The 22,224-nt window shown below is 62.8% G+C and carries 19 protein-coding genes; 11 read left to right on the top strand and 8 right to left on the bottom strand.

All coding sequences use genetic code 11. The features are described 5' to 3' along the window. Nucleotides 1–17: 17 nt before the first annotated feature. The 3 genes from ggt to rsmD form a co-directional block, all read right to left on the bottom strand. Nucleotides 18–1,700, bottom strand: coding sequence for a gamma-glutamyltransferase (gene ggt / locus EK373_RS06110; protein WP_129641831.1), 1,683 nt, complete (start codon nt 1,698–1,700; stop codon nt 18–20). 67 nt (nt 1,701–1,767) lie between these two features. After that, nucleotides 1,768–2,262 carry a pantetheine-phosphate adenylyltransferase gene (gene coaD / locus EK373_RS06105; RefSeq protein WP_129641830.1) on the bottom strand — a complete coding sequence of 165 codons (495 nt, stop codon included), beginning with the start codon at nt 2,260–2,262 and terminating at the stop codon, nt 1,768–1,770. Then, on the bottom strand, nt 2,259–2,906 hold the full coding sequence (gene rsmD, locus EK373_RS06100; protein ID WP_129641829.1) for a 16S rRNA (guanine(966)-N(2))-methyltransferase RsmD: 648 nt from the start codon (nt 2,904–2,906) through the stop codon (nt 2,259–2,261). Before rsmD ends, coaD begins: the two co-directional genes overlap by 4 nt. 87 nt (nt 2,907–2,993) lie before the next feature. Between rsmD and ftsY the strand changes: the two genes are divergently transcribed. From ftsY to rpoH, 4 genes are all read left to right on the top strand, one after another. Next, entirely contained in the window at nt 2,994–3,977 is a 984-nt protein-coding gene (gene ftsY, locus EK373_RS06095) for a signal recognition particle-docking protein FtsY (RefSeq protein WP_129641828.1), read from the top strand. A 10-nt stretch (nt 3,978–3,987) separates the two neighbouring features. Beyond that, nucleotides 3,988–4,719, top strand: a complete 732-nt coding sequence (gene ftsE / locus EK373_RS06090; protein ID WP_129641827.1) for a cell division ATP-binding protein FtsE — start codon at nt 3,988–3,990, stop codon at nt 4,717–4,719. Further along, nucleotides 4,719–5,633, top strand: a complete 915-nt coding sequence (gene ftsX, locus EK373_RS06085) for a permease-like cell division protein FtsX (RefSeq protein ID WP_129641826.1) — start codon at nt 4,719–4,721, stop codon at nt 5,631–5,633. The genes ftsE and ftsX overlap by 1 nt, the downstream gene beginning before the upstream one ends. 276 nt (nt 5,634–5,909) lie before the next feature. Further along, complete coding sequence (gene rpoH, locus EK373_RS06080; RefSeq protein ID WP_232831094.1) at nt 5,910–6,746, top strand: RNA polymerase sigma factor RpoH; 837 nt, start codon at nt 5,910–5,912, stop codon at nt 6,744–6,746. A gap of 192 nt (nt 6,747–6,938) precedes the next feature. Here rpoH and EK373_RS34210 read toward each other — a convergent pair whose 3' ends face one another. Next, complete coding sequence (locus tag EK373_RS34210) at nt 6,939–7,607, bottom strand: OmpA family protein (protein WP_129641824.1); 669 nt, start codon at nt 7,605–7,607, stop codon at nt 6,939–6,941. Nucleotides 7,608–7,733: 126 nt separating this feature from the next. After that, entirely contained in the window at nt 7,734–8,201 is a 468-nt protein-coding gene (locus tag EK373_RS06070) for an Mpo1 family 2-hydroxy fatty acid dioxygenase (protein ID WP_129641823.1), read from the bottom strand. Nucleotides 8,202–8,450: 249 nt separating this feature from the next. On the opposite strand from EK373_RS06070, the gene EK373_RS06065 reads away from it, so the two are divergent. Next, nucleotides 8,451–9,647 (top strand): acyl-CoA dehydrogenase family protein, encoded by a 1,197-nt coding sequence (locus tag EK373_RS06065; RefSeq protein ID WP_129641822.1) that lies wholly within the window; start codon nt 8,451–8,453, stop codon nt 9,645–9,647. Between the two features lie 520 nt (nt 9,648–10,167). Here the strand turns inward: EK373_RS06065 and EK373_RS06060 are convergent. Continuing rightward, entirely contained in the window at nt 10,168–10,470 is a 303-nt protein-coding gene (locus EK373_RS06060; RefSeq protein ID WP_129641821.1) for a hypothetical protein, read from the bottom strand. Nucleotides 10,471–10,623: 153 nt separating this feature from the next. Between EK373_RS06060 and pdsR the strand changes: the two genes are divergently transcribed. Continuing rightward, complete coding sequence (pdsR, locus tag EK373_RS06055) at nt 10,624–11,316, top strand: proteobacterial dedicated sortase system response regulator (protein ID WP_129641820.1); 693 nt, start codon at nt 10,624–10,626, stop codon at nt 11,314–11,316. Between the two features lie 33 nt (nt 11,317–11,349). Then, a complete protein-coding gene (locus EK373_RS06050; protein ID WP_129641819.1) occupies nt 11,350–13,407 on the top strand; it encodes an ATP-binding protein in 2,058 nt (685 codons plus the stop codon). A gap of 437 nt (nt 13,408–13,844) precedes the next feature. Here EK373_RS06050 and EK373_RS06045 read toward each other — a convergent pair whose 3' ends face one another. Both EK373_RS06045 and EK373_RS06040 read right to left on the bottom strand, forming a co-directional pair. Beyond that, nucleotides 13,845–14,465, bottom strand: a complete 621-nt coding sequence (locus tag EK373_RS06045) for a YdbL family protein (protein ID WP_129641818.1) — start codon at nt 14,463–14,465, stop codon at nt 13,845–13,847. A 79-nt stretch (nt 14,466–14,544) separates the two neighbouring features. Continuing rightward, nucleotides 14,545–16,710, bottom strand: a complete 2,166-nt coding sequence (locus tag EK373_RS06040; RefSeq protein ID WP_129641817.1) for a translocation/assembly module TamB domain-containing protein — start codon at nt 16,708–16,710, stop codon at nt 14,545–14,547. 134 nt (nt 16,711–16,844) lie between these two features. On the opposite strand from EK373_RS06040, the gene EK373_RS06035 reads away from it, so the two are divergent. Genes EK373_RS06035 through EK373_RS06020 form a run of 4 tightly spaced genes read left to right on the top strand, consistent with a single transcriptional unit; the run spans nt 16,845 to nt 22,223 of the window. Beyond that, nucleotides 16,845–19,415: a glycoside hydrolase family 3 protein gene (locus EK373_RS06035; protein ID WP_129641816.1), complete on the top strand. Its 2,571-nt coding sequence runs from the start codon at nt 16,845–16,847 to the stop codon at nt 19,413–19,415. 23 nt (nt 19,416–19,438) lie between these two features. Continuing rightward, a complete protein-coding gene (locus EK373_RS06030) occupies nt 19,439–20,467 on the top strand; it encodes a LacI family DNA-binding transcriptional regulator (RefSeq protein WP_129641815.1) in 1,029 nt (342 codons plus the stop codon). Between the two features lie 4 nt (nt 20,468–20,471). Further along, entirely contained in the window at nt 20,472–21,350 is an 879-nt protein-coding gene (locus tag EK373_RS06025; RefSeq protein WP_129641814.1) for a DUF6279 family lipoprotein, read from the top strand. Between the two features lie 33 nt (nt 21,351–21,383). Further along, entirely contained in the window at nt 21,384–22,223 is an 840-nt protein-coding gene (locus EK373_RS06020) for a class I SAM-dependent methyltransferase (protein ID WP_129641813.1), read from the top strand. The last annotated feature ends 1 nt before the right edge of the window (nt 22,224 follow it).

Here is a 22,224-nt window from a genome sequence, read left to right as displayed (position 1 = left end):
CTTGTGATGTTGACGCGTTAATAAACGACGCCGACACCCACACCACGCGGATCGGACACAGCCTTGACCTGACCGGTTTGGTAATCCCAGGTCACGATCTGTACGTTGCCGGGCTGGCGCGACTCGCGCAGGTTGTGACCGAACTGCTTCAGCGTCGCCTGTACGTCAGCGCTGAGCGCACCAGGCTCGAACGACAGAACGTCCGGCATGTACTGATGGTGAAAACGGCCCTTCTTCACCAGTTCATCCGGCGCCACGCCGTGCATCCAATCCAGCGTGGCGAGCAACACCATGCCCATGATGTAGCTGCCGCCCGGCGTGCCGAGCACCATCACGCCTTCCGGTCGTTCGACGAACGTCGGCGTCATGCTCGATAACGGCCGCTTGCCCGGCGCGATCGAGTTCGCTTCCGCGCCCACCAGGCGGAAGCCATTCGGCACGCCGGCCTTGGCGACGAAATCGTCCATTTCGTTGTTCAGCAGAATGCCCACGCCCGGCACCATCAGGCCCGAGCCGAAGAAAAAGTTGATCGACATGGTGCCGGCGACCCGATTGCCGTCGGCATCGATGATGGAAAAGTGCGTGGTCTGCATGCCGACCGGCGCTGGCGCGATACTCGGCAACGAATCACTCGGCGTGGCGCGATCCATGCGAATCGACGCGCGCTGGCCAGCCGCGTAGTGCGGACTCATCAACCGCTCCACCGGCACATTCACGAAATCCGGATCGCCCAGATATTCAGCACGATCCCGGTGCACACGCCGCGCAGCTTCGACGATGAGGTGCACGCGCGTCGCGTCGTCGACCGTCTTCAGGTCGTAGCCGGAAAGAATATTCAGCGCATTGATCAAGCCCACGCCACCGGACGACGGCGGCGGCGCAGTGACGATGCGAGCGCCACGATATTCGCCTACCACCGGCTTGCGTTCTTTGACTTTGTACTCGGCGAGATCCTGCAGCGACCAGACGCCGCCCATTTTCTTTACGCCGTCGACCAGCTGCTTTGCGACCTGGCCCTTATAAAACCCATCGGCGCCGCGCTCGGCGAGCGCCGTCAGCGTCTTCGCCAGTTCCGGCTGTTTGATGATGAAGCCGACCGCCGGCACCTGGCCGTTATCCAGAAATACTCTGGCCGCAGCGCCAGCGTTGAAGGTCTCGCGCTTGGCGACGATGCCGCCGCGCAGTCGATTGTTCAGAGGAAAGCCTTCGCGCGCCAGTCGAATCGCCGGCTGCAACACGGTCTTGAACGGCAGCTTTCCATACGTTTTGGAAACATATTCGAAACCGGCGGGCTCGCCTGGAATGCCTGCAGCCAGCGCAGTCGACGTCGACCGACCTTTGACGACATCGCCCTTCTCATCGAGAAACATGTCGTGAGTGGCCGCACGAGGCGCCACTTCGCGCGCGTCGACCATCGTTTCAAAACCATCGGAGGCGCGATGTAACAACCAGAAGGCACCACCGCCCAAACCCGAGCTGCTCGGCTCGACCACCGCGAGCGCGGCGCTCACAGCCACCGCCGCATCGAATGCATTGCCGCCCTGACGAAGAATCTCCATGCCCGCTTCGGTCGCCAGCTGATGCGCACTGGCGATGCCTGCTTTGCCCGGGCGATCCGGCTGATCCGCCAGCGCGGCCAGCGGCAACACGAACAATGCAACGAATAGAACGCGGACACGAAGCAACGGGATGACTTTCATGGGATCTCGAATCGCGCGCGTCTCGTCCGAAATCAATCAGACGAGCGAGCGCTTCAACGGGCGAGGACTACTGCTGCGCGCGGCGCTTGGCCCATGCGCGTTGCAGGGCGGCCTCGACCTTGGGATGAACGAACTGCGCGACGTTGCCGCCGAGACTGGCGATCTCGCGCACCAGAGTGGAGGAAATGAAATTGAACTGCTCGGTGGGGGTCAGGAACACGTAGTCGACCTTATCCGACAGATGCCGGCTCATGGTCGCGAGCTGAAACTCGAACTCGAAGTCGGAGACCGCTCGTAACCCGCGCACCACGACACCGAGGCCGTGTTGTCGCGCGAACTCGACGGTGAGACCCGAGTAACCCGTGATCTCGACGTTGGGAATGTCGTGCAGCACTTCGCGCGCCAGCTCGACGCGCTCTTCCAATGTGAACAGCGGAGCTTTGCCCGGATTGGCGGCGACCGCGACCACGACCCGATCGAAAATGCCGGCGGCTCGACGCACCAAATCATGGTGGCCGTTGGTCATCGGATCGAACGTGCCGGGATACATGGCGCCGGTCATGGCAAAACCTCTTCAGCGGAACGGATGCGAGCCGTCGTGACTCGCAGCAGATGATAGCCGACCTGGCCCGCCTGCTTGGAACGGTACACGCTCCAGCCGGCTGACAGCGGTGGCATCGGCACATTCGAGGGACATTCCACGTAAATGTGCGCTTCCGGTGCCAGCCAACCCTGCGGCAACCTGGCGAACACCGCCTGCAACAGTGTCGAAGCGAATGGCGGATCGAGAAATACCAGGTCGAACGGCTGCGGCGTTCGCTCCAGGAAACGGACCGCGTCTTCGGTTTTGACGGTCGCGCCGGCTGCGCCCAGACGCTCCAAAGTCTGCGTCAAATGCCGGCCCACCTGCGGCTCGCGGTCTACAAATGTCACCGCCGAGGCGCCACGCGACAGCGCTTCGATGCCCAGCGCGCCGCTGCCCGCGAACAGATCCAGGCAGCGCGCGCCGGAGATGTGCGTCTGTAACCAGTTGAATAGCGTCTCGCGAACCCGGTCCGGCGACGGGCGGATCGCTGCGACGTCGGGAAAATCGATCCGCATGCCGCGCCAGCGGCCGCCCACGATGCGTAACTGATTCGGCGGACGGCGGCCGGCCTGGGCGGTGGTTTTGCCGACGGCGCGGCGATTGCTGGGAACTCTGGCCATGTGCGCGGCGGATGATAGCCCCGGCGCGCGCCGCCGTTGCTGTTAGAATTGCGCGCCCCGCCGCGAGACCCTGATCCAAGCTCACGAATGTTCGGTTTCAAGAAGGACAAGCCGCCCGCCGCCCCACCGCCTGCACCTCCTGCCGAGGAGCCGGTCAGCCTGTTCACGCGCCTGCGCACCAAGTTGAACAGGGGCGACTCGTGGCTCACTTACGACCTCGCGAACCTGATTCCCGGCGGCAAGATCGACGAGAACGTGCTCGACGAGCTGGAGATGCGCCTGATCACCGCCGATGTGGGCGTCGACACCAGCGAAAGAATTCTGACGGCGCTGCGTAAAAAAGTGGCGCGCCACGAGCTCGACGACCTGGACGCGCTGCTGGAAGCCTTGCGCGAGCAGCTCATGGACATCGTCCGGCCGGTGCAGGGCCAGATGGTCATCGACAGCAAATACATTCCGTTCGTCGTGCTGGTGGTCGGCGTGAATGGCGCCGGCAAGACCACGACGATCGGCAAGCTCGCCCGCATCATCAAAGCAGCCGACATGAAAGTGATGCTGGCGGCGGGCGACACATTCCGCGCCGCTGCCGTCGAGCAGTTGCAAGTGTGGGGTCAGCGCAATGACGTGCCGGTGATCGCGCAAGCGACTGGCGCAGATCCCGCGGCCGTCGCATTCGACGCCTTGCAGTCCGCACAGGCCCGCAAGTTCGACGTGCTGATTGCGGACACCGCCGGTCGCCTGCACACGCAGTCGAACCTGATGGACGAGCTCAAGAAAGTGAAGCGCGTGATGGGGCGTCTCGATCCCAGCGCGCCGCACGAAGTGTTGCTGGTGCTGGATGCGAGCCAGGGGCAGAACGCGCTCCAGCAAGCCAAGCTGTTTCATGAAGCGCTGGGCGTCACCGGCGTCGTGCTGACCAAGCTCGACGGCACCGCCAAAGGCGGTATCGTGTTCGCCATCGCCAACGAATTAAAACTGCCGATCCGTTACCTCGGCGTCGGCGAGACCGTCGAAGACTTCGTCGGCTTCGAAGCCGAGTCTTTCGTCGATGCGTTGCTCAAGCGGGACTGACTCGATCTGCATGATTCGTTTCGATCACGTTTTCAAACGCTACCCGAACGGCCGCGAGGCGCTCAGCGATCTTTCACTGGAGATCGACAGCGGCGAGGTCGTGTTTCTCACGGGTCACTCGGGCGCCGGCAAATCCAGCCTGCTCAAGCTGATCTCGTTGATCGAGCGGCCGACGCGCGGCCAACTCATCATCAATGGCCAGAACGTCAGCGGCGTCTCGCGTCGCAAGGTCCCGGCGTTTCGCCGCCAGATCGGCATGGTGTTCCAGGATCACAAACTGCTGCACGATCGCACCATCTTCGACAACGTCGCGCTGCCGCTGATCATCGCGGGTGTCGGCACGAAGGAAATCGGCAAGCGCGTGCGCGCGGCACTGGATCAAGTGGGACTGCTGGGTCGCGAACAGAGCGTGCCGCTCGAGCTTTCGACGGGTGAACAACAACGCGTCGGCATCGCGCGGGCGGTCGTGAGCAAGCCGCCGGTGCTGATTGCGGATGAGCCGACCGGCAACCTCGATCCCGAGCTGTCGCTGGAAGTGATGAATATCTTCCGTCGCTTCAACGAAGTCGGCGTGACGGTGCTGGTCGCGAGCCACGACTTGTACCTGCTCGAGCATTTCCCGGTGCGACGGGTGCGGCTGGAATGCGGCCGAGTCGTCGATGACATTCCCGCGGGCATCAGCGCCGGCGAGAAACTCGTCGACCCCGCCAAGCTCATCACCGGCTCCGAAGGAGCGATGTGATGAGCGCCTGGCTGACCCGACACGCCCAGACCTCGATCGGCTCGCTCGGCCGATTGTCCCAGCAAAAGCTGGCCACACTGCTCACGGTGCTCGTCATCGGCATCGCGCTCGCGTTGCCCGCGTGCTTGCACCTGCTCATCAGCAATGCGCAGAACGCAACGGGCAATTGGAACAAAGCCGTCGATCTCACAGTGTTCCTCAAGCGCCCCACTTCCGCGGAAGATGCGAGCCGCACTGCCGGCCGCATCAAGCAGCGCCGTGATGTGAGCAACGTCGAAGTGATCACGGCGGACGCGGCGTTGAAGGAGTTCCGGCACGACTCGGGATTCGGCGCTGCCATCGATGCGCTCAATGAGAATCCGTTGCCGCATACGTTGGTCGTCACCCCGGCCGCGGATTTCACGACCTCTGCCAATCTCGACAGCCTCGCCGCCGACCTGCGCGCGATGCCGTCGGTGGAAGTCGTGCAGCTCGATACGGCCTGGGTGAATCGCCTCAATGCCATCCTCGAGACGGTCCGCCGGGGGTTGATCGTGGCCGCAGCGCTGCTGGCGCTCGGCGTCATGGTCATCGTCGGCAACACCATCCGGCTGGACATCCAGAACCGCCGCGCCGAGATCGAAGTGACCAAGCTCGTCGGCGGCACCGACGGCTTCGTCCGTCGGCCCTTCCTGTACAACGGCATCTGGTACGGCCTGGGCGGCGGCATTACCGCCTGGATCATCACCGCGGCCGTGATTGCCATCCTGCGTGAGCCCATTGGCCGCCTGGCCGGCCTGTACGGCAGCGCCTTCCAGCTGGGCGGCCTGGACGCACGGGCCACCCTGATCCTGCTCGGCAGCGGGATCGTTCTGGGCTGGCTGGGGTCTTACCTTGCGGCCACCCGCCATCTGCGGGCCATCGAACCCACCTAGTCGGTCGATTCTCCTCGCCAATCCGAATGCTCAGTCACGGCATTCGTGACTGCGGTTCACGGGCCGCCTGAAGGCTAAAAGACTTCAGGATTATCAACGGTTTAGCTGAGCGCAAACCGTTCGGAACCTATGGGCGCCGCCGGAACTTTCAAGTCGACTTAGCACTCAAACATCGCGATTGCTAAACTTCTGACCACTGACTGGAGGGGAATCTTCGACATGACATCAACTGCGCTTGTTCGCTCTCACACCGAACTAGCCGCCAGCCCCCTGAACATGCTGGCCGGCCCGGTCGGCAGCCTCGATTCGTACATCGATCGCGTGTCGCGCATTCCGGTGTTGTCGCGGGAGGAGGAGCTGGATCTGGCTCGTCGCCTGCGTGACAACGAGGACCTGGACGCGGCCCGTCAGCTCGTGCTGTCGCATCTGCGCTTCGTGGTTCACATCGCCCGCGGCTACAGCGGCTATGGCCTGCCCGTTGGCGACCTGATTCAGGAAGGCAATGTCGGCCTGATGAAGGCGGTGAAGCGGTTCGATCCGGATGTAGGCGTGCGACTGGTGTCGTTCGCAGTTCACTGGATCCGCGCCGAGATCCACGAGTACGTGTTGCGCAACTGGCGGCTGGTGAAAATCGCCACCACCAAGGCGCAGCGCAAGCTGTTCTTCAACCTGCGCAAGTTCAAGAAGAACCTGGGCTGGCTGACGGACGTGGAGACCAAGGCGATTGCCCGCGACCTCGGCGTGACCACCGCCGAAGTAACCGACATGGAACAGCGGTTGAGCTCGCGCGACCTGTCCTTCGATCCGGCCCCGGATGCGGATGAAGAGGATGGCGCGTACTCGCCGTCGGCCTACCTGCAGCACCCGGAAGCCGATCCGTCGGTCGCCGTGGAACGCGAGCAGTGGGACGAGGACACCGCCGAGCGGCTGTCTCAGGCGCTGGAAACGCTGGACGATCGCAGCCAGCACATCCTGCGCAGCCGATGGATGCAGGACGAGAAATCGACTCTGCACGAGCTGGCCGACAAGTACGGCGTGTCCGCGGAGCGCATTCGCCAGATCGAGGCGAACGCGATCAAGAAGCTGCGCGGCCTGGTGGCCGAGCCGGCATGAGCGAACGAATGGACTGAATCAGCGTTATGGACCCTGTAAACAAAAGGGCCGGACTCGTGAAGAGCCGGCCCTTTTTATTACTCGGGATCGGGCATCCTGCTACGACCCTCGTGCGAGTCGGCAAAAGGCGTGACTTTTGCCTCTCGCCGCCGCAAGCGGCGGGGTACATCCATGTACCCGAATGTTTCTCTATCAACCCTTGGTGATAGGCACGATCGTCATCTCGACACGCCGATTCTGCGCGCGACCCGACTCCGAATCGTTGGAAGCAATCGGATGCGACTCACCCGCGCCGACGGTCAGCAAGCGCTGCTGAGTAACGCCCTGGCCCGTCAGATAATTCGCAACCGACGAAGCGCGGCGCTCCGACAGCTGCTGGTTGTACTGGTCGCTGCCCGTGCTATCGGTGTGGCCGGCCACTTCGATCACCGTCTTGTTGTATTCCTTCAGCACCATCGCAACGCCGCCGAGCGCGTTATAGAAACCTGAATTCAGGTCCGCGCTGTTGGTCGCGAAAGTAATGCTGCTCGGCAGGTTCAACGTGATGTTGTCGCCCGAGCGCGTAACGCTCACGCCCGTGCCTTCGAGCTTGTCGCGCAGCTTCTTTTCCTGCACGTCCATGTAATAACCAACGCCACCGCCGGCCAACGCACCCACGCCCGCACCGATCAGCGCGTTCTCTAGCTTGTCGCCTTTCGTCAGCAAGCCAGCCACCGCGCCCACTGCAGCGCCGATGCCCGCGCCCTTGGCAGCCTTGCTGGTTTGCGACTCTCGCGTATACGGATTGACCGTGGTGCAGCCTGCGAGCAGGCAGGTCACGACGATGCCGACACCGGCGAGCTTGGAAAAACGATCGACCATAGGTTTCCTCTCCGCTGAAAAAATCGCGCGGCACTATGCACCCGCGCCACGCTGGGGATCAGCCTGGAAAAACCGGACTGAACCGGCACTGAATCCGTGAGTGTCTGCCGCGGTGAGCTACCGAAACTAGTAAGGGATTCGCAGTTTTCGATAGATGAAGCTGAGCAACCATAGCGGACCGATCATCAAAAACTGAATGTCTTTGAAAAACGACGGTCGACGCCCTTCGTAGTGATGTCCGATGAACTGACCGATCCACGCCACGACGAACAATGCGATGCAGACGCTCCACAACGGCCACGGCAAGCTTTGCAGTCCGACGATGACCAGCGTCACCAGCCCGGCGAACACCGCCATGCCGACCGCGAGCGACCACGACATGGAGAGGTAATAGACCACGCCCGCCAATAGAAACAGCAAGCCCCAGTTCAGCAGCGGCGATATTTCCTGCCAAGTCCGTGGCGCGGGCACCGACCACAGCAGCCCGATCAAGCTGACGACGATGACGGGCACGCAGATCCAGTGCAGCGTCTTGTTGATGGCGTTGCGATGACTCTCGCCATATTCATCCAGCCATTGCTCCACGGTGCGCATCGATCCCCCCTTGCTCAACGTGATTCTTGAGATTGCTCCTACAAGTTACCCCCGCTCAGGCGCCACCGACAAGAATTGTGGGCTTGCGTTGCAGTACCGGGCTTGCCCGGGCGCACGCCGGCTGGAAAATCAAGCGTTTTTGCTCCTTCCCAACGCCCGCGCCGGCGGCGACGACACCACCTCCGCCCAAGTGCGCACCAAGTGGCTATCGGTCGCGTGCGCTATTATTCGCCCGACCAGGAGAGCCACATGTCAGCCAAACCGAAAGCAGCGCCGTCCGCGGCCCCCGAACTCGATCCCGTCGATCTGTACAACGTCCGTGCCATGCTCAGCGACGAAGAGCGCCTGGTACAGGACTCGGTCGCGAAATTCGTCGACGAGCAAGTCATTCCCATCATGGGCGACTGCTTCGAGCACGAACGTTTCCCGCGCGAACTGGTGACTGGCGTCGCGGAGCTCGGTCTGCTGGGCAGCTCGATCCACGGTTATGGCTGCGCCGGTTTGAATGGCGTGTCGTATGGGTTGATCTGCCAGGAACTGGAGCGCGGCGACTCCGGTTTGCGCAGCTTTGTTTCCGTGCAATCCAGCTTGTGCATGTATCCAATCGACGCGTTCGGCAGCGAAGCGCAGAAAGAGCGCTGGCTGCCGAGCATGGCCAAAGGCGAAACCATCGCCTGCTTCGGCCTGACCGAGCCGCACGGCGGCTCCGATCCGGCCAACATGAAGACGCACGCGAAGCGCCAGGGCAAAGACTGGGTGTTGAACGGCGCGAAGATGTGGATCACCAACGCCCCGATTGCCGATCTCGCGATCGTCTGGGCCCGCACCGACGAGGGCATCCGCGGCTTCCTCGTGGAAAAAGGCTTCAAAGGTTTCACCACGGCCACCATCAAACACAAGATGAGCTTGCGCGCGTCGCTGACGGGCAGCTTGTTCTTCGACAATGTCGTCGTGCCGGAAGAAAACATGCTTCCGAACGTGGTCGGTTTGAAAGGCCCGCTGTCGTGCTTGACGCAAGCGCGCTATGGCATCTGCTGGGGCGTGACCGGCGCGGCGCAGGCGTGTTTGAAAGACGTCATCGACTATTCGAAGACGCGCATTCTGTTCAACAAGCCGCTGGCGGCGACTCAGGCGATCCAGATTCGCCTGGCGGAGATGGCCCGGAAGATCACGACGTCGCAGATGCTGTCACTGCAGCTCGGACGTTTGAAAGATCAGGGCATGATGCAGCCGACCCAGGTTTCCGTCGCGAAGTGGCACAACGCTCGTGCGGCGATCGAAGTGGCGCGAGATGCGCGTGACATTCTCGGTGGCGCGGGGATTAGCGTTGAGTATTCGCCGATTCGGCACGCGCTGAATTTGGAAAGCGTCATCACGTATGAAGGGACGGAGACGGTTCATCAGCTGACCGTTGGTCGTGCTCTGACAGGGATCAACGCGTTCTAACGTTTGTTGTGATTCCGCCGCCGGGGCCCCGGAGTAAGAGGCCTCGGTGGTCTGCGTCAGCTGCGCATTCGCGCGTGACTCTGCTCCGACCGTGCAACCCTCAGATGTGAGTTGAGCTCGCTCGGTGTCGTTACGGCAGTTGCGGCCGCGCTAAGCGCGGCCGCTCTGGTGACGTCGCCGCCGAGATTTCGGGCGGTGGTTGTCGCGGGGGTCTCGGGAAGTTCGCACCCCGGTGACTTTAAGCCCGTCGCCATTCGAGCAAACCGTTGCACGCTTGTTGTACAGCCGGCGCCGCGCATTGCAGCTCGCAGCGCGTTAGCGCGCAGCGAGCGACACTGCCGGCGAACCGACCACTGCCTAAATCGTGCGGCAGCCATCAAAGACTTTACTGCTACAGTGAAGGCGCTCGCGAGTTTCCCGAGACCCCCGCGGCAGCCGCCGCCGAGCCACCAACGCTCCTATCAGATGCGGCAGCAGCAGGCCGCCGGGCCACCACCCCTCCTCTCCGAAAACCTGAACCTCACAAGTCCACGCTAAACGAAGCCGCCGGCTTGAACATCGCATCCTCCTCCACCGCATGCGCAATCCGCGCGCGAGGCGGCGAGACGCGCTCGCCCAAGCGCGACGAAGCGTCCCAGCAGATGATCAGCACGACCAGCGACAACCATGCCCAGGCCTTCTCGCGACGCTGACGATCGCGGGCCAGCGACTTGAAGCTGGGGGCGCGGTCTTGCATCCAGTGGCGGGGCTGTTCCGACGCAGGCAGTTGCGGTGACGAGCCGGCGCGGATGCGGGGGTTGGTGGGAATCGGGCGGTCGATCATGGCGGTTCTCCAACGCCGGTTGAGATCGGCGTTGGGGCTATTACCGCTTCAAAGCCCGGATGCATGATCGCTGTCAGAAGGCGCGGCGCGGGCAGATTGTGATTAATTATGGCCATGGGGCCTCGGGCCGGGCGCGGCGGTACACTGTGCGCCATGAAGAAAGTCATTGCCATCGTCGAAGACGAACCCGCGATCCGCGACAACTATGCTGCTGCCTTTCAGCGCAATGGTTATTCGGTGCGCACCTACGGCACTCGCAAGGAAGCCATCGAGGCGTTCCGCGCCCGCCTGCCGGACCTGGCAGTCATCGACGTTGGCTTGAAAGAAGAACCCGAGGGCGGCTTCGAGTTATGTCGCGAGCTGCGCTCGATGTCGGCCGAGTTGCCAATCATCTTTCTCACCGCCCGTGACAGCGAGCTCGATGCCGTTTCCGGCCTCCGGCTCGGCGCCGACGATTATCTGACCAAGGATCTCTCGCTCACTCACCTGATCGCGCGCGTGACCGCCCTCTTCCGTCGTATCGAGGCGCTGACGCAGCCGTCGAATCGCGATCAAGTGATCTCACGAGGCTCGCTGATGATCGACGCGGCGCGCTTGCACGCAACCTGGAACGATCAGCCCCTCGGCCTGACTCTCACCGAGTTCTGGATCGTGCACGCGTTATCGAAGAACCCCGGCCATGTGAAGAACCGGCAGCAGCTGATGGATGCCGCCAACGTCGTGCTCGACGACAACACCATCACCTCGCACATCAAACGCATTCGTCGTAAGTTCCAGGCCGTCGACGCCTCGTTCGACAACATCGAAACCATGTACGGCATGGGCTATCGCTGGAAGGAAGCCTAGCGGCAGGCTCGCCCAGGCGCACGAACCCTTCGGATGTCGCTTCGTACCAAGCTGCTGCTGCTCAGTCTGCTGACGCTGATCCTGCCGTGGGCCGGCTGGAAATATGCGCAGCAGATGGAGAACACACTGCGCAGCGGCCAGGAGGCGGCGCTGATCACTACGGCCGATGTGCTCGGCCGCGTCGTCGCGAGCGAGCCGGAGCTGCTTTATCGCACCGGCGAGCTGCGCGACACCTTCGATCCGAAGCGCGGCGATTTCTTTGCTCCGCTGCTGCTCACTCAACCGCTGATCGACGGGTTCGCGGATGAATGGCCCGAGCCGACCCGCCCCGTGCCGGGCTTCGGCAACCCTCAGCCGAATGCGCCGCTGCTTCGACTCGGCGTGCACGGTCGCTCCCTGCACGTCTATGCCGAGATCCAGACAGCGCGCCGCGCTTACGAAACGCCGGCCGGCAACGAAGCCGTTCCGGAAAGCGGCTCCGATCGCCTCATCATTCTTACGCGCGACGAATTCAGTCGCGAGCGCGCGTGGTCCATCAGTGCGCTGGCGCCCGGACCGATCATCGTGCGTCCGAGTGACATCGGCTCTCCTTGGCGCCCGCACGCCGAAGACATGCCCTACATCACCGGCGTGTGGCGTGAAACGGCGTCGGGTTATGCCGTCGAGCTCCGCGGGCCGCAGAATTTGTTTGGTACGCAGCTGGCCGTCTACGCACTCGATAAGAACAACGCCACGATTGCCAGCACACGCGGGCTCGCGTGGGTTCACGCCGGATCAGAAGCATTGAAGCAGCGCCTGGAACAGTACGCGCCCGACGGCGTTCGCGTCTCGGTCGTCGATGTGAACGGCTGGCTGCTCGCGCGTGCGGGCGAAGTCACGGTGAACGCATCGTCGACGTATCCGGGCCTGCAAGCCAATGAATACGGCTTCATGCGCTCGGTGTATCGCGGCTTGTTTCCAAGCAGTTCGGTGAAACCTCAAGCCTATGGATTGCCGTACGGAATGTGGGGCGCGCCGGTCGACGAAGCGCGCAAAGGAACGAACGCGGCGATCTGGTTCGATCAGGCCAGTGGCGAACCTTCCTTGGTGCGCGCCGCCGTGCCCGTGCACTACGGCGATGAGATATTAGGTGCGCTGGTCGTCGAACAGCCCGGCGAGCAGCTCGTGCTGGTCCGCGAGCTGGCACTCACTCGTTTGCTGAATCTCACGTTGGTCGCGACACTGTTCTCCGTCATCGTAATGTTGGTGTTCGCCGCACGCCTCTCGCATCGCATTCGCCGGCTGAGTCGCGCCGCGCGAACTGCCTTGACGGCGGAGGGCCGCATCGAGCACAGCATTCCGGGGACGGAGGCGAGGGACGAGCTTGGCGCACTCGCTCGCAGCTACGACACGCTGCTCGGCCGTGTGAAGGAATATACGATCTATCTGCAAACGCTCGGCACCAAGCTGTCGCACGAGCTGCGCACGCCGTTGACCATTGTCAGCTCGTCCCTGGACAACCTGGTCTCGGAAGAAACATTGGCGCCGAACGCGCAGAGTTACGTGGACCGCGCCCGCAGCGGCACCAATCGCATGCACGCGATCCTGACGGCGTTGAGCGAGGCGACGCGGGTCGAGCAGAGCATCGAGCACACCGACCGGGTGCGTTTCGATCTGAGCGAGCTGGTGCGGAACATGGGGCAGGCGTATCGCCAGACGTTTGCGCAGCACCGTATCGAGACCCAGGTGCCGAACGAGTCGTGCATGATCGATGGCTCGCCCGACTTGATCGCGCAGTTGCTCGACAAGCTGATGGACAACGCCAGCGACTTCACGCCTGTCGGCAAACAGATCACGCTGGCACTCGAGATCGGGCCGCGCGAGTACCGGCTCAGCGTCAACAACGAGGGTCCGCCGCTGCCGCCGCAGCTGAACGACCGGCTGTTCGAGTCGCTGGTGAGCAGCCGCGGCAGCGCCGATGGCAAACCCCATCTCGGCCTCGGCCTCTATATCGTGCGCCTGATCGCCGACTTCCACGGCAGTAGCGTCTCCGCAACGAACCTCGCTAACGACAGCGGCGTCGGTATCACCCTGGAGATTCCAAGGACTTAGCAGAAGCCGCACCGCTGCGAGCGATTCCGAGACTGTGCAGCGTCGACAAACCTTACAACGCGGGCTGCCGCCTCGCCAAAATAGTAGTTGCGCAAGCGCGACGATTAGGACTAAGTTCCTGTTCCAGAATGCACCGCAAGCCGAACGGCACGCGGTTTGCTTTGATAGGTCCAACGGCGCCTCTTCCGGGGGCGACGAAGTGGCAGAGAAGCGGGGATGGCACCGCGAGGGGAGTGGGATCGAATCACAAGCGACAAGGATGCGCAGCCTTCCGTCCTGGTAATAACCAGGCGAGGCGGGAGCTAGAAGGGTTGAGCGACAACAGCGACGTTTCCAGATTTAGCCGGCGCCACCAAACAACTCGAAGAGTCGTCGACTCGGAAACGAAAAGCCCCGCGAATGCGGGGCTTTTTTTTGCTTCGAGTTGATAGCGACCGTTACTTTTGTTTCCAGTTGCCGTCCTTGTCCTGATAGAACCAGCCCGGCGCGGCCTTGCTGGCCCAGCGCTCGGCGAACGTGGTGCGAATGTCCATTTCCCATTCGGGATGGCCGTTCGCGTTTGCGATCTCGCGATACAGATTGGTGCGATCGGCATTCTCGTCGGCAACCAGCTTGCGCGTGGAATTGCGCTCCGGCAGCGGCACCAGATTCTGATCGCGGATTTCCACCAGGCCATCGCGGGTCAGGCCGACGGCGCCGGAGTCGTAGTACTTCTTCAGGCGCGCATGCCGCTCTTCCATCGACTGGGTGAGCTGGCGAACCGCCGGTGTGGATACGTTCAGGTCCGCCTGCGCAGCTTCAGCAGTGGGCACCAGCAGGTTCAACACGGAGTGCGCAGCCGCCAACAGCAGGTCGCCTGACTGAACCGGCAGCGAGGAACGCTTGTCGTCCTTCTTGGCCGGCTGACCATCGGCGCCCCACACGTCGTCGATGATCTTGTCAGCCGCCTTCTCGGCGGCGGCCGCCGGAAAGTAAACATTGATGGTGACGCAGGCGGCGACCAGCAGGCACGAGGCCAGGCACAACAACGTAGCGAATTTGTAAGAGGCGGAACGCATCAGAACAAGCTCCTTGAGAGTCGAGCGCGATTACAGTCGGCCGCTCGCGAACCGTCAATCCGAGTTATCGAAGCGACAGTCATTGTAGAACGGGACCTTCGGATTGCGTGGCGGCCAGCAATTGTTCCACCAGGCGTGGCCAGTCCACACGGCGCGAGCTGCCGATGACATCGATGCGCGGCACACCCCGCCCTTTCACCAGGTAGTAATTGCCATTGGCCGCCGGCGCCACGCCATCCATGACACAGACTTCGTTGTGCAACCGACAGGAAATGCCCAGCCGGTCATACTTGAAATCGTCGAAGAAGCGCAGGAAGCCGCTCGACAAGGCCGCGGTCACGCCGGCGCCGCCACCGCCAATACTGCCGATGTTCTCCACCGCACGCTGGCTGATGCGATGACGCGATCGATCCTCCGGCGGCGTATAGAGCCGCGCGTCGAAGGCGATCGGCGTCCAGTTGAACAGCTCCAGCCCATTGATGGCGCCCGACAGCCGCCCCGTGATGCGCCCGAATGAAAACGCGCTGGTCATCGGCTCCAGATCCAGGTTGTCGAGCGCGATGCTCGAGTAGAAGCGCGGCCACTGACCGAAGGGCTCCTCCAGCCGCAAATCACTGATCGTGACTGCGCCGTTGAACACCTGCGCACGCAGCGTCGTGCCGAGCGTGACGATGCCTTCACGCATGCGCAGTTTCGAAATCGTGCCGCCGATCCGCCCACCGAACTCAGGCCAGCCGAAGGCCTTGCACAGCTTCTGCACGCTGACCGGCTGCAGCGTCGCATCGACCAGGAAGGCGATTCCAGGCAGGCCGGCGTTGCGAACGCGGAACGTTTCGAGATCGAGGGCGCCGTCCAACAGCGGAACGCTCGTCGGCTGCGTGAGACGAAACTGCCGGCCTTGAGTCGTGAAGTTCAGCTCGCTCGCACCCAGGTCCAGGCCGAGCAACGCCCCGCCCTGCCACTTCAAGTGCGATTGCGCGACCTGCATCGTGCGGCTGGGTGGCGCATCGTCTTCGTCAGAGTCGTCGCCGGTCGCGTCCGCCAGCCAGTGCCAGTCGCCGCTCAACATCGACAGGTTCAAATTGCTGGCGCCGTCATCGACGGTGACATCGTTGAAGCGCAGATCCATGCGACGCGGCTCGCCGCCGACCAACGACAACTTGCCAGTGACGCTGCCGGCGGTCTGCATGGACTTGAAGTTGGTATCGATCAGCAGCGGCTGCAAGTAGCTCTCATACGCGCCCGGGAACTTCAGTGCAGTCAGCTCAACGTCGAGATCACGCACGGGTTGTTCCAGATCGAGCTGCAATTGCCCGCGTCCGGACACTTGCGCCACATCCGCATGATCGAGGGTGAAACGATCGAGCGACAGCGACTTGCCATCGATCAGCTTGCCTTGCGCCTTCAGCGACATCGCATGCGCTGACAGATCGACGAAGATGGGCTGGGCGAACGCTTGTCCTTGCGACGATTTGACCGCTACGTCAAACGTCCATTGCTTCGCCGTGCCTCGCACGCTTGCATCCACGTGCAGCGACAACTTGTCGCTCGCCAGGCTGCCTTCCTCATTGTTGGCGGTCAGTTCCAGCAACGAGCCAGTGACTTTCGCTTCACTGAGATTTGTTTGCTTGCCGCGCGCGGCGATGTCGAGATCCGCCAGCCCGGTGGCGGTCAGCTCAGGCAGCGGCGCTTTGAGATCAGCCGCAAGCTTCATCAGTCGATCGATGGGCACGCGCTGCAGGCGGACTGTCGCATTCCAACCTGCATCTTGGAGCGTTCCCTGCAAGCCCACGCGACCGTCACCGATGCGCAGGCCCTGCAACGCCACGTCGAGCGAGCCATCGATGCGTCCATAGCTCAAGTTCGCATCGAGGGACTGTTTGCCCAGAGCCGGCAAGTCCGCGAGCACACGCGCCTTCGCGCAAGCAATGACATCGCCGCTCAGCTCCAGCGCCGGACACTCGATGCGCACATCGGTGAGTGTTTGCGACAGCGCGGGCACGTTCAGCTTGCCCACTCGTGCGCGCACCAGCGCATTCTTCTTGGGCAACCCCAGGTCAACGACGACATCGCTCGCGCTCCAGCCGTCACCGTCGACGCGCTCGATATGCAATGTCACGTCATCCACGGCGCGCACGGCTGTTGCGAGCACGACTCCCCCGAGCACCGCGGCTATCGCAGCGAGATTGCGAGCACGAAGGCGGGTCGGTCGCTGCGATTGTTGTAAGCCGGAGACGCTCGTCATCGACGGCATCATGACGAGGCCACTCGGGCCCGCCAAGCAGGCCTGCGGCCGAAATCCTGCACAGACAAATTGACAACGTTGTCACGGCTATGGAATTCTGTCCGGCCAGAACAGCGATCCAACGGGGGCGGACAATGATCGAGGCACGCGCGCGCGCCGGACTTCGCGGCGCCATAGTGGCTGCACTGCTCGTGAGCACTCTTTATGGGTGCGCAAAGAAAGAAGAAACGACGGGCGAGACTCAGCCCAGTCGCATCACTACTGCCTCCAATGTGCATCCGGAAATCTGGCCGCAAGTTTCGCTGCCCGCATTGGATGACACTGCGCTCGAACCGCGCCTGAATGAGTTGATGAGCTCGCTGAGCGTCGAAGAAAAGGTCGGGCAGATCATCCAAGCCGACGTCGGCAGCGTCACTGCCGAAGACGTGCGCAAATACCGACTCGGCTCGGTCTTGAATGGCGGCAACTCCGCACCGGGCGGTGACGATCTCGCGCCGGCGAAGGTATGGCTTGCCGCGGCGGACGCGTTCTATGAAGCGTCGATGGATACGCGCGATGGCAAGCATGCCATTCCGATCATGTGGGGCGTCGATGCGGTCCATGGCCACAACAACATCATCGGCGCCACGTTGTTCCCGCACAATGTTGCGCTGGGCGCAACTCGCAACGCCGACTTGATGCGCAAGATCGGCGCGATCACGGCGACCGAGCTGCGCGTCACCGGCCAGGAGTGGACGTTCGCACCGACGATCGCCGTCGCGCAGGACGTGCGCTGGGGCCGGGCTTACGAGTCGTACTCGGAAAATCCCACGCTGGTTCGTGAGTACGCGCACGCGATCGTGCTCGGCCTGCAAGGCGATCCGGGCAAGCCGGATTTCCTGCGCGGCAATCACGTCATCGCGACGGCCAAACATTTCCTCGCCGATGGCGGAACGTTCGAAGGCCGCGATCAGGGCGACGCCCGCATCACCGAAGAACAGCTGCGCGACCTGCACGGCCCTGGCTATGTCGCCGCGATCGGCGCCGGCGTGCAAGTCGTCATGGCGTCTTTCTCCAGCTGGCAAGGCCAGAAGATCACTGGTCATCACGGCCTGCTGACCGACGTGCTCAAGGATCGCCTGGGCTTCGATGGCTTCATCGTCGGCGACTGGAACGCGCACGGCCAGGTCGAAGGCTGCTCGGTCACGAGCTGCCCCGCGGCCGTCAATGCCGGCCTCGATATGTTCATGGCGCCGGACAGCTGGAAAGGCCTTTACGACAACACGCTCGCGCAAGTGCGGTCCGGCGAAATTCCGATGGCGCGCCTCGACGATGCTGTTCGCCGCATTCTGCGCGTGAAGCTGCGCGCGGGTCTGTTCGAAGCAGGCAGGCCGTCGAGCCGCCCGCCGGGTGGAAAGTTCGAACTGCTCGGCGCGCCGGAGCATCGCGCGGTGGCGAGACAAGCCGTGCGCGAATCGCTGGTGCTGCTGAAGAACACCAACAAGGTATTGCCGCTCAAGCCCAATATGAAAGTGCTCGTCGCCGGCGACGGCGCGGACAATCTGCCGAAACAAAATGGCGGCTGGACGCTGACCTGGCAGGGCACCGGCATCACGAACAAACATTTCCCCAAGGCCGAGTCCATTTTCGCCGGCATCCGTTCGGCGGTGACTGCGGGCGGCGGATCGGCCGCCCTGAGCGTCGAGGGCAAGTACACGCGCAAGCCCGATGTCGCCATCGTCGTGTTCGGCGAAGATCCGTACGCCGAATTCCAGGGCGACATCGCGACGCTGCAGTACAAGCCAGGCGACACCAAAGATCTCGAGCTGCTGAAGAAACTGCGCGCGGATCAGATCCCGGTGGTCGCGGTTTTCCTGTCCGGCCGCCCGATGTGGGTGAACGCCTATTTAAACGCGTCGGATGCGTTCGTCGCCGCGTGGCTGCCTGGCTCTGAAGGGGGCGGCATCGCGGACGTGCTGTTCACGAAGAAAGACGGCGCGGTGAACTACGATTTCAAAGGCAAGCTGCCGTTTGCGTGGCCGCGTACGCCGCAGAAGTTCAACAGCGAGGGCGCGCCGGCAGCGCCGCTGTTCGATTACGGTTACGGCCTCACCTATCAGGACACCGCCGACGTTCCGGCGCTGTCCGAGGAAGTCCCCACCGGCCCCGCGGGCCAAACATCGACGCACAACTACTTCGCCGCTGGCCGTCCGTCGGCGGGCTGGCACCTTGCGGTCGGCAACGGTGCGGGTGCCCGCACGATCCTCGCCACGGCAAGCGGCAATTCACAAGACGATACGCTTACCGTGAGCGCCCTCGATCACTCGGCGCAGGAAGACGCCCGACTGGTGAAGTGGTCTGGCCAAGGCCCGGCCACCCTGGCCCTGCAAGGCGAGGCCCCGATCGACCTGCAGCGCGAGGCCAATGGCCAGCTGTCGGTGACCTTCGAGTACCGCGTGGACACGCCGCCGACCGGCAAAGTCACGCTTGGCATTGAATGCGGACCGGGTTGTCGTGGAGACTTGCCCATCGATGCGCAGCTGCGACAGGCGCCGGCAGGGGAGTGGCGCCAGCTGAAAATGCCGTTGCACTGTTTCCAGGGCAAGGGCGCCGACCTGCGCAATGTCACCGCGCCGTTCCTGCTGACCAGCGCCGGCAAGCTCGAGCTGGGCATTGCCAATGTGCGGCTGGAGTCAGGCTTGAACGACACGGCCGGTTGCGAATAGAGAGTTGTTATAAGTTGTCCGCAATGACCAAAGCACCGCCCCGACGGGCGAAGATCCAGGACGTGGCCGAAGCAGCCGGCGTCGCCATCAAGACCGTTTCGCGGGTATTGAACAACGAGCCCAACGTGCGCGAGGAAACTCGCCAGCGCGTGCTCGCCATCGTCAAGAAACTCAACTACCACCCGAGCCTGTCGGCGCGCAGCCTGGCAGGCCGGCGCTCGTTCCTGATCGGGCTGATCTACGAAAACCCCAGCGCCAACTACATCGTCGACGTGCAACACGGCGCGATGGCTCGTTGCCGCGAGGACCGCTTCCAGCTGCTGATGCACCAGGTCACCGGGCGCGGCGAAGAGATGGAGCGCGATGTGCTCGGCCTGGTCGACCAGACGCATCTGGATGGCTTGATCGTGACCGCGCCGTTGAGCGAATCGGTGGATCTGATGCGCGCACTCGACCGACGAGCCCTGCCCTTCGTCCGAGTAGCGCCGAACGACGTCCCGCATCCAACGCCGTACGTGGACATGGACGACGCCGGCGCCGCGCGCGAGATGACCGAATATTTGATCGGCCTCGGTCATCGCCGCATCGGTTTCATCGTCGGTCATCCGGATCATTTCGCCAGCGGTCAGCGGCTGGTCGGCTACAAGGCGGCGCTGGCCGCGCACGGCATCGAGTTTCGGGATCGTTACGTGCGCCAGGGCTATTTCGTGTTCGAGTCCGGCATGGAAGCCGCCAAGGAATTGCTCATCCAACCGGATCCGCCGACCGCCATCTTCGCGAGTAACGATGACATGGCCGCCGGCGTGTTGATGGCCGCGCACGAGCTGGGTCTCACCGTTCCTGAACGTTTGTCGGTGGCGGGATTCGACGACACCTACATTGCGAAAACCGTCTGGCCGCGGCTCACGACGGTGCATCAGCCCACGTACGACCTGGCATACACCGCGACCAACCTGCTTCTGCAAATGCTACAAACAGGCACGGCCCCACAGTCGATGCGATTGGGGTATCGTCTGGTGTGCCGCGCTTCGACGGCCGTCGTTCACAAATGACAGGATGACCCGTACCGCCGCGTCTCCCGCTCGTGCACGAATACTGTTGTTGATGCTTGCGGTGACGCTCGGCGTCTGCGCATGTACCAACTTCTTCTATAACCGGCTGGACGCGCTGGCCGCCTGGTACATCCAGGACCTGGTCTCGCTCGATGACGACCAACGCAGCGATCTGCGCTCCTGGCTGGAGAGCACGCTGCAATGGCATCGCAGCTCGGAGCTGGCGCGCTACGCGAAATTTTTGCGCGACCTTGCCGGCACAGCGGCGCGTCCCGGCAACGCATCGACTTATCAGGGCATCGAAGCTCAGGTGGAAGAGTTCGGCGCACGCCTCGTCGAACAAGCCACGCCCGAGGCGGCTCGCCTGCTGATGAGCCTGTCGCCCGAGCAACTCACCGAGTTCGAAAACAACCTCACCGAGAAATCCCGTGAGCGCAACGAGAAGGATCTCAAAGCACTCGCGGACGGCAAGTGGCACGAGAAGCGCGCCAAAGACATCGAAAAACAATTGAAGCGCTGGACCGGCTCGATCACCAAGCAACAGCAACTGCTGATCGCCGCGGAGAGCAAGCAGTTCGACAGCACGACCGCGGATTGGCTCGAGAGCCAGGCGCGCTGGCGTAAAGCCATGTTCGGCGCACTCAAGGAACGTTTCACCGCAGGCCAGTCGCCGGCTTCAGTCGAGGAGCGTATTCTCGCGCTGTTGCGTGCGCCCGAAAGTCAGTGGACTCGCGCTTATCAGACCAAGGCCGCGCAGAATCGCGAGCACTCGCTCGTGGTGCTGGGCGCCATCGATGCATCGCTGACGCCGGAGCAACGCAGCCATTTGCAACGCGAGCTGAACCAGCTGGCACAACAGCTCGAGGCGATGACACAAAGCTGATTCACCAACAGCAAATATCTCAAAGGAGCGCCCATGAGCCGTGCACTGTTGCTGGCCATCTCCGTTTCGTTGCTGACCGTCGCGGGCTGCAAGAAAGCCCCGCCACCCGAACAACCGCCCGCCGAGCAGGCCGCACCGGCCGCAACTGCAGCTGCGCCCAGCGCCGAGCTGTCGGCCGAAGACAAGGCTGCAATTTTCGCGTCCATCGACAACATCGAGCGCCTGCCGGGCGATATGGATGAAGACTCGTGGCGCCGGCCGAGCGAAGTGCTGATGTTCCTCCAGGTGCGGCCGGGCATGAAGGTGGTCGATTACCTTGCTGCCGGCGGCTACTACACCGAGCTGCTGTCGCGCGTCGTCGGTCCGAATGGCCAGGTGATCGCTTATAACAATCCCGCCTATCTCAAGTTCTCGGGCGAGAAGCCCAAGCAACGCTACGGCGACGATCGCTTGCCCAACGTCGTGCAGCTCACCACGCCGCCCGAAGAGGCGCCGTTCGAGCCGAATACGCTCGACGCGGCGTTGTTCGTGATGTCGTATCACGATCTGCACTGGAAAGCGAAAGACGGCTCGTGGCCGAGCACGGATCCGGCGCAGTCGCTCGCCAAACTGGTTCCAGCGTTGAAGTCGGGCGCGACCGTCGTCGTGTTGGATCACGCCGCCGTGGCCGGCGCGGATCCGGCCGTGAGCGTCGACGCGCTTCATCGCATCGATCCGGCCATCATCAAGCGTGAGTTCGAAGCAGCGGGACTGGCGTTCGATAGCGAGAGCAAGGCGTTTGCAAACGCCGGGGACGATCACACCAAGCCGGTATTCGACCCGGCAATCCGTCACAAGACGGATCAAGTAATGTATCGATTTAGAAAGAGCTGAT

It is taken from the genome of Peristeroidobacter agariperforans (assembly GCF_004138335.1).
In the GTDB taxonomy this organism is placed as follows: Bacteria; Pseudomonadota; Gammaproteobacteria; order Steroidobacterales; family Steroidobacteraceae; genus Steroidobacter; species Steroidobacter agariperforans.
The sequence above is the reverse complement of the archived record's forward strand: the minus strand, read 5'-3'. Positions and strand labels throughout refer to the sequence as shown.

Bases quoted from the DNA above. Each gene is read 5' to 3' on its own strand.
- EK373_RS06060 (WP_129641821.1), bottom strand. From the start codon at position 10,470: ATGATCGACCGCCCGATTCCCACCAACCCCCGCATCCGCGCCGGCTCG.
- rpoH (WP_232831094.1), top strand. From the start codon at position 5,910: ATGCTGGCCGGCCCGGTCGGCAGCCTCGATTCGTACATCGATCGCGTG.
- EK373_RS06040 (WP_129641817.1), bottom strand. From the start codon at position 16,710: ATGACGAGCGTCTCCGGCTTACAACAATCGCAGCGACCGACCCGCCTT.
- EK373_RS06020 (WP_129641813.1), top strand. From the start codon at position 21,384: ATGAGCCGTGCACTGTTGCTGGCCATCTCCGTTTCGTTGCTGACCGTC.
- EK373_RS06045 (WP_129641818.1), bottom strand. From the start codon at position 14,465: ATGCGTTCCGCCTCTTACAAATTCGCTACGTTGTTGTGCCTGGCCTCG.
- EK373_RS34210 (WP_129641824.1), bottom strand. From the start codon at position 7,607: ATGGTCGATCGTTTTTCCAAGCTCGCCGGTGTCGGCATCGTCGTGACC.
- pdsR (WP_129641820.1), top strand. From the start codon at position 10,624: ATGAAGAAAGTCATTGCCATCGTCGAAGACGAACCCGCGATCCGCGAC.
- EK373_RS06025 (WP_129641814.1), top strand. From the start codon at position 20,472: ATGACCCGTACCGCCGCGTCTCCCGCTCGTGCACGAATACTGTTGTTG.
- EK373_RS06070 (WP_129641823.1), bottom strand. From the start codon at position 8,201: ATGCGCACCGTGGAGCAATGGCTGGATGAATATGGCGAGAGTCATCGC.
- ftsX (WP_129641826.1), top strand. From the start codon at position 4,719: ATGAGCGCCTGGCTGACCCGACACGCCCAGACCTCGATCGGCTCGCTC.
- EK373_RS06065 (WP_129641822.1), top strand. From the start codon at position 8,451: ATGTCAGCCAAACCGAAAGCAGCGCCGTCCGCGGCCCCCGAACTCGAT.
- rsmD (WP_129641829.1), bottom strand. From the start codon at position 2,906: ATGGCCAGAGTTCCCAGCAATCGCCGCGCCGTCGGCAAAACCACCGCC.
- ftsY (WP_129641828.1), top strand. From the start codon at position 2,994: ATGTTCGGTTTCAAGAAGGACAAGCCGCCCGCCGCCCCACCGCCTGCA.
- EK373_RS06050 (WP_129641819.1), top strand. From the start codon at position 11,350: ATGTCGCTTCGTACCAAGCTGCTGCTGCTCAGTCTGCTGACGCTGATC.
- EK373_RS06030 (WP_129641815.1), top strand. From the start codon at position 19,439: ATGACCAAAGCACCGCCCCGACGGGCGAAGATCCAGGACGTGGCCGAA.
- ggt (WP_129641831.1), bottom strand. From the start codon at position 1,700: ATGAAAGTCATCCCGTTGCTTCGTGTCCGCGTTCTATTCGTTGCATTG.
- ftsE (WP_129641827.1), top strand. From the start codon at position 3,988: ATGATTCGTTTCGATCACGTTTTCAAACGCTACCCGAACGGCCGCGAG.
- EK373_RS06035 (WP_129641816.1), top strand. From the start codon at position 16,845: ATGATCGAGGCACGCGCGCGCGCCGGACTTCGCGGCGCCATAGTGGCT.
- coaD (WP_129641830.1), bottom strand. From the start codon at position 2,262: ATGACCGGCGCCATGTATCCCGGCACGTTCGATCCGATGACCAACGGC.